The sequence below is a fragment of the Sphingopyxis sp. HIX genome (genome assembly GCF_001468285.1).
Lineage (GTDB): Bacteria > Pseudomonadota > Alphaproteobacteria > Sphingomonadales > Sphingomonadaceae > Sphingopyxis.
This window is the reverse complement of record NZ_LNSB01000010.1, coordinates 102,000-109,017: the sequence shown is the minus strand read 5'-3', so window position 1 is coordinate 109,017 and position 7,018 is coordinate 102,000. Positions and strand designations below refer to the sequence as shown.

Sequence of the window (7,018 nt, the reverse complement as noted above, 5' to 3'; positions counted from 1 at the left end):
TTCGAATGGAGTACCCCCACCCAACCCTCCCTCTCAAGGGGGAGGGCTCTTGTCCCTTTTTCCGCTGATTTCCGCGCAACTTCATTCGCAAATCGCTCCCCTTCATAATATTCACACTCGTGAGAGTGAATATTGACTCGCTCCCGAACGACGGGCATAACCCCCTCGATGCCGACATCCGATCGGCGCGATTTGGGAGAGCGTGATGAGGGGAATCTTCTTGGCGTCCGTCGCTGCGACGGCGTTGTTCACCATTCCGGCCGCGGCCATGGCGCAGGACGCGGACACCACCGCACCGCAGGCCGAGGGCGACGACGACGGATCGATCATCGTTACCGCGACGCGCCGCGCCGAGCGTATCCAGGACGTGCCGCTCAGCATCTCGGCCTATTCGCAGGAAGAGCTGACCGAAAAGGGCATCGTCGGGTATGAGGGCATCGGGCGCGAGACGCCGGGCGTCGTGCTCAACAAGCCGACCGCGAACTTCAACAATTTCACCGCGCGGGGCATCGCGACCAACGGTTACAACGCTAACCTGCAGAGCTCGGTCGCCATCTATATCGACGAGCTGCCGGTCTCGACGATCGGCAACACCACCGTGGTCGACCCCAATCTGTTCGACGTCGAGCGCGTCGAATTCCTGCGCGGGCCGCAGGGCACGCTCTTCGGTTCGGGTTCGCTGTCGGGCGCGATGCGCATCCTGCAGAAGAGCCCCGACCTCAATGACTTCGACACCGCGGCACTCGTCGATTTCGGGCTGACCGGGTCGGACAGCTTCCGCCAGCGCTACAATGCGATGGTCAATGTGCCGCTGGTCGAGGACCGGCTCGCGGTGCGCGCGGTCGGTTTCTACCGCGACGAGGAAGGCTATCTCGACAATGTCGGCACCGGCGTGAAGAATTCGAACACGCTGATCGATTATGGCGGGCGGCTGATCCTGCAATGGAAGCCGACCGACCGGCTGTCGGTCAAGCTGCTCGGCAGCTATGAGTATAGCAATCCCAAGGACAGCTCGCTGACCAGCCCGTCGCTGGGGCGCAACAAGCGCGTGTCGGACGAGCCCGACCGCTTCACCGGCAAGCAGGCGATCGCGAACGCGACGATCGATTATGAGTTCGATTTCGCCAAGCTCACCAGTTCGTCGACCTATTCGGACTTCGACCAGCGCTTCTATGTCGACCTCGCGGGCACCTTCGCGCCGGGCTCGTTTCCGGGCGCGCCGATCGCCTTCGGGCTCGACGCTGACGGTTACGACAAGGTGTTCGTTCAGGAAACGCGGCTCGCCTCGACGCTCGACGGGCCGTTCGAATTCGTGCTCGGGGGCTTTTACCTGAACCGCCGCCGCGACGTCGATTTCTTCTATCGCTCGAACCTCGATTTCCTCGCGGCGCGCGGGCTGACCGGGCTGCCCGACAAATATTTCCAGAAGCTCTATACCCACTCGATCAGCAAGGAACTCGCGGGCTTCGGCGAGCTGACCTATCGTTTCTCGGACAAATTCTGGCTGACCGGCGGCATGCGTTATGGCGAGACATCGGCGCAGGCCTTTACCGAAGCGGGGGGCTATCTCGCGACCGCGGCGGGGTTCAATTATTATACCTATGCTCTGTTGGGCATTCCGGCGAACTTCAACACCTTCACCCCCTATGCGGCGGTCGAGGGGGTCAAAGCCAAGGGATCCAAGCCGTCTTGGAAGGCGAGCGCGACCTTCAAGCCGAGCGACAGCCTGACGACTTACGCGACCTTCTCGACGGGTTTCCGCGCGCCGATCGTCAACGCGCGCGCCGGCGCCCCGAGCCTCGTCGATCCGAACGATATCATCATTCCGTTCGGCGCGACGTCGGATAGTCTCAAGAGCTATGAGGTCGGCGCCAAGGGCCGCTGGCTCGGCGGGCGCGTGTCGATCAACACCGCCTTCTACCTGATCGACTGGAGCAATATCCAGGCGCAGGCGAACCGCGTGTCGGACTCGGTGCAGTTCGCGACCAACATCGGCGCGGCGCGCAGCAAGGGCTTCGAGTTCGAGGTCAGCGTGATCCCCGCGACGGGCGTGACGATCGGCTTCAACGGCGCCTATAACGACAGCAAGATCACCAAGCTCTCGCCCGCCGAGGCGGCGATTTCGGGCGCGGTGCTCGGGCACCGGCTGTCGGCGCCGCGGATCCAGGGGTCGGCCTATATGAGCTATAATTTCAAGATCGGGTCGGACGTCGATGCGATGCTGGCGGTCAACGCCCAGCATATCGGGTCGTACAACAGTAGCTTCCCGAACACCCCGGGCCTGCCGAATGTGCCGCTGTCGACCTTTGGCGAGACCGATGCGTACAGCAACGTCAACATGAGCCTCGGGCTCAAGAAGGGCGATATCTCGGCGCAGCTCTATGTCGAAAATCTCTTCGACGATCATTCGATCACCTACATCCACCCGGAGGCGTTCCTGGTGAGCCGCTTCGGCACGATGCGGCCGCGGACCTTCGGCATCCGCCTCGGCTACAGCCTCTAAGCCGTGGCGACCGACACGCTCCCTCCGTCCGGCGCGCAGCCGGCCGCACGGCCCGGCTTCGTGCTGGGCATGCTCTGCTTCGTCTATGTGCTGAACTTCCTCGACCGGCAGCTGCTGTCGATCCTCGCGAAGCCGATCCAGGACGCGCTGCAGATCAGCGACGGCCAGCTCGGGCTGATCAGCGGGCTCTATTTCGCGATGTTCTATTGCTTCATCGCGATCCCGGTCGGCTGGTTCGCCGACCGGACCAGCCGCGTCGGGGTGCTGTCGGTCGCCTGCGCGGTGTGGAGCGGGGCGACGGTCGCGTGCGGCATGGCCGCGAACTATACCCAGCTCGCGATCGCGCGGATGGTCGTGGGCTTCGGCGAGGCGGGGGGCGTGCCGCCTTCCTATGCGATCATCACCGACACCTATCCGCCGGGCAAGCGCGCCGCGGCGCTGGGCATCTTCAACCTCGGGCCCGCGATCGGCGCGGCGGCGGGGGTCGCGTTCGGCGCGGCGATCGCCGAGAAATTCGGCTGGCGCATCCCCTTCATCGCGGTGGGGGCGATCGGCGTGGTGACCGCGCTCGCCGTCTGGCTGACTGTGCACGAGCCGAGGCGCGGGGCGACCGATGTCGCCGGACCCGCGGCGGCGGACAAGGCCGATTTCTGGCCGACGGTCCGCATGTTCCTGTCGCACCCGATCTTGATGCTCGCCGCGCTCGGCGGGGGCGCGACGCAGTTCGTGACCTATGGCCTCGGCAATTTTGCGGTGCTGTTCCTGATGCGCGAGAAGGGCATGGAGCTGGGCGAGGTCGCGATCTGGTATGCGCTCGTGCTGCTGATCGGGATGGGCGGCGGGATGATCGTCTCGGGCCGGGTGATCGACCGGATGGTCAAGAAGTCGCGCGTGGGTTACGCGACCGCGCCGGCGCTGTCGCTCGCGGTGGCGATGCCTTTCTACCTCGCCTTCGTCTGGGCGCCGGGCTGGCCGCTGGCGCTCGCGCTGCTCACTGTGGTGATGGTGTTCAACTATTTCTACCTCTCGGCCTCGGTCGCGCTGGTGCAGGAGGAAGTGAAGCCCAACCAGCGCGTGCTCGCGGGGGCGCTGCTGCTGCTGATCATGAACTTCATCGGGCTGGGGCTGGGGCCGACATGGGTCGGCTTCGCGAGCGACTGGTTCACCGCGCAGGGCGAAGCGCATGGGCTGCAGTTGGCGCTCTACACGCTGACGCCCTTCTACATCATCGCGATCGGGCTGTTCCTGTGGCTCGCGACGCGGCTGCGCCGGCAGGAGGCTTCGACATGATGAGGATGGCGAGCGCGCTGCTGGCGGCGGGGCTGGGGATGGCGGTCCCCGCGACGGCGGCGCCGGTGGTCGAGGCGCCCGCGGGCACGGTCGAGGGCAAGAGCGTCGGCAAGCTCCGCCTGTTCAAGGGCATTCCCTATGCCGAAGCACCCGTGGGGCCGCTGCGCTGGAAACCGCCGGTGGCGCTGCCAGCCTGGGCCGGCGTGCGCAAGGCGCAGGCCTTCGGCGCGGCGTGCATCCAGCCGCGCCCGACCGCGATCGGCATCTACACCAACCCGCCCGCGAAGATGTCCGAGGATTGCCTGACGCTCAACATCTGGACGCCCGAGGGCGCGAAGGATGCCCCGGTGATCGTGTGGATCCACGGCGGCGCGCTGACCAATGGCTACAGCCACGAGCCGATGTACGACGGCGCCAAGCTCGCGGCGCGCGGCGCGGTGATCGTGTCGATCAACTACCGGCTCGGCGCGCTCGGCTATCTGGCGCACCCCGAGTTGAGCAAGGAATCGCCCGACGGCGTGTCGGGCAATTACGGGCTGCTCGACCAGATCGCGGCGCTTCAATGGGTGAAGGCCAATATCGGCGCCTTCGGCGGCGACGCGGGCAATGTGACCATCGCGGGCGAGTCCGCGGGCGCGCTCAGCGTGATGTATCTGATGACCGCGCCCAAGGCGCGTGGGCTGTTCCACAAGGCGATCGCGCAGAGCGCCTATATGATCTCGACCCCGTCGCTGCGCGAAGCGCGGCACGGCGAGGTCCCCGCCGAGACGATGGGGGCCAAGGTGGCGGCCGCGCTCGGCGCCGCCGACCTCGCGGCGCTGCGCGCGATGGACGCGGGGGCGCTCAACGACGGGACGCTCAAAGCGGGTTATTTCCCGTGGGGTACGGTCGACGGCAAGGTCCTGCCGCGCCAGCTGGTCGACAGCTTCGACGCCGGCGAGCAGGCGCCGGTGCCGATGATCGCAGGGTTCAATATCGGCGAGATCCGCTCGCTGCGTATCCTCGCGCCGCCGCCGCCCGCGAGTGCCGCGGCCTATGAGGGCGCGATCCGCGAGCGTTATGGCGACCTCGCCGACGGCTGGCTCAAGCTCTATCCCGCGACCAACCTCGGCGAAGCGGTGCTCGCGACGACGCGCGACGCGCTGTACGGCTGGACGTCGGAACGGCTCGCGCTGAAGCAGAGCGCGCTCGGGCAGAATGCCTATCTCTACCTCTTCGACCATGGCTATCCCGCGGCGAGCGAGGCGGGGCTGCACGGCTTTCATGCCGCCGAAATCCCCTATGTGTTCGGCACCGCGGCCGACACGCCGCCCTATTGGCCGAAGATCCCCGACACGGTCGCCGAAAAGCGCTTCGCGGCGGCGATGGGCGATTATTGGGTGTCCTTCGCGCGCACGGGCCAGCCCGAGGCGGCGGGGCAGGCAGTCTGGAAGCCCTATGGCAGCGATGCCGCTTTTCTCGCCTTCGCCGATATCCCGCGCCCCGGCGCACGGCTGATGCCCGGCATGTACCGGCTGCACGAGGCGGCGATGTGCCGCCGCCGCGCCGCGGGCAATGTGGCGTGGAACTGGAACACCGGCATCGTCTCGCCGGTGCTCGCGAAGGGCGCCGATTGCCCATGATCGACGGCAGCATGCAGGATTATCCGCTGACGCTGAACCGCTTCCTCGACCATGCCGCGCGCTGGCACGGCGAGGCCGAGGTCGCGAGCGCGCGCGAGAACGGCAGCGTGGCGCGCATCAGCTATGCTATGCTGCGCGAGCGTAGTCTGGCGATCTCGTCGTTGCTCACAGGTTTCGGCATCGCGCAGGGCGACCGCGTCGCGACGCTGGCGTGGAACAGCGCGGCGCATGTCGAGCTCTGGTATGCGGTGATGGGCATGGGCGCGGTGTGCCACACATTGAACCCGCGGCTGACGGGGCCGCAACTCGCGTCGATGGCGGTGCAATCGGGCGCGAAGATATTGGTCGCGAGCGCCGACCTCTTGCCGCTGGCGAAGCTGGTCGCCGAGCGCGCGCCGGGTATCGAGCGGATATTGCTGATCGATGGTGCGGGCGGGAGCGGGGCGAGCGTGCCGGTGGCCGAGCTCGAAAGCCTGATCGCCGACGCGCCGGGCGGGGCGGTGTGGGGCGACTTCGCCGAGACCGCGCCCGCGGGCCTGTGCTTCACCTCGGGCACGACCGGCGCGCCCAAGGGCGTGACCTACACACATCGCGGCAGCTTCCTCCACACGCTCCGCTCCTTGCAGGCCGATGTCATGGCCTTCACCAGCCGCGATGCGGTGCTCGCGGTGGTGCCGATGTTCCATGCCAATGCCTGGGGGCTGCCGTTCGCGCTGCCCGCGGTCGGGGGGAAGCTGGTGCTGCCGGGGCGGCAGGCCGATGGGGCGAGCCTCGCGCGGTTGATTGCGGCCGAGGGGGTGACGATCGGGGTCGGCGTGCCGACCGTGTGGCTCGGGCTGGTCGAGCATCTCGAGGCCGTGGGGGGAGCATTGCCGACGCTCGAGCGGCTGATCGTTGGCGGGGCACCCATGGCGCCGGCGCTGATGGAGCGGCTCGAAGCGCGGCTCGGGGTTACGGTGCAGACGAGCTGGGGGATGACCGAATTGTCGCCGCTCGGCGTGATCGCGCCGCCGGGCGACCCGCAGCGCAGCGCGGCGGTGTCGGGGCGGCCCGCCATCGGCGTCGACCTGCGGCTGACCGATGCGGGCGGCGCACCGCTCGCCGAGCAGCGCGGCGGCGAGGGGCATTTGTATGTGCGCGGCGCGTCGGTGGTCGACCGCTATTTCGGCGAGGAGGCGCCCGCGACCGATGCCGAGGGCTGGTTCCCGACCGGCGACCTCGCGCGGATCGACGCCAAGGGCAACCTGATCGTCACCGGCCGCGCCAAGGATCTGATCAAGTCGGGGGGCGAATGGATCAACCCCGCCGAGATCGAGGCGGTGGTCGGGGCGCTGCCGCAGGTCTCGCTGGCGGCGGTGATCGGCCGGCAGGACGCCAAATGGGGCGAGCGCCCGGTGCTGCTGGTCGAGATGCGCGGCGGCGACGAGATCGACGACGCCGAATTGCTCGCGCCGCTGAGTGGCCGCGTCGCGCCATGGTGGATCCCCGACGCGGTGGTGCGGCTCGATACCATGCCGCTGGCGCCGACCGGAAAAATCGATAAGATTCGGCTCAGGAACGACTATGGAGCCTATTGAAAGAGCATCGCCGCGCGGCGGCGAAG

At 67.4% G+C, this 7,018-nt stretch carries 4 protein-coding genes; all 4 read left to right on the top strand.

Going from position 1 to position 7,018, the window contains the following annotated elements; genetic code table 11:
• Nucleotides 1–220 precede the first annotated feature (220 nt).
• The 4 genes from ATE62_RS06985 to ATE62_RS06970 are packed head-to-tail and all read left to right on the top strand — an operon-like array spanning nucleotide 221 to nucleotide 6,992.
• Entirely contained in the window at nucleotides 221–2,503 is a 2,283-nt protein-coding gene (locus tag ATE62_RS06985; protein ID WP_231736164.1) for a TonB-dependent receptor, read from the top strand.
• Between the two features lie 3 nt (nucleotides 2,504–2,506).
• Nucleotides 2,507–3,793 (top strand): spinster family MFS transporter, encoded by a 1,287-nt coding sequence (locus tag ATE62_RS06980; protein ID WP_058808091.1) that lies wholly within the window; start codon nucleotides 2,507–2,509, stop codon nucleotides 3,791–3,793.
• Nucleotides 3,790–5,415 (top strand): carboxylesterase/lipase family protein, encoded by a 1,626-nt coding sequence (locus tag ATE62_RS06975; protein WP_058808104.1) that lies wholly within the window; start codon nucleotides 3,790–3,792, stop codon nucleotides 5,413–5,415. The genes ATE62_RS06980 and ATE62_RS06975 overlap by 4 nt, the downstream gene beginning before the upstream one ends.
• Nucleotides 5,412–6,992 carry an AMP-binding protein gene (locus ATE62_RS06970; RefSeq protein ID WP_058808090.1) on the top strand — a complete coding sequence of 527 codons (1,581 nt, stop codon included), beginning with the start codon at nucleotides 5,412–5,414 and terminating at the stop codon, nucleotides 6,990–6,992. Before ATE62_RS06975 ends, ATE62_RS06970 begins: the two co-directional genes overlap by 4 nt.
• Nucleotides 6,993–7,018: the final 26 nt, after the last annotated feature.

Bases quoted from the DNA above. Each gene is read 5' to 3' on its own strand.
- ATE62_RS06970 (WP_058808090.1), top strand. From the start codon at position 5,412: ATGATCGACGGCAGCATGCAGGATTATCCGCTGACGCTGAACCGCTTC.
- ATE62_RS06975 (WP_058808104.1), top strand. From the start codon at position 3,790: ATGATGAGGATGGCGAGCGCGCTGCTGGCGGCGGGGCTGGGGATGGCG.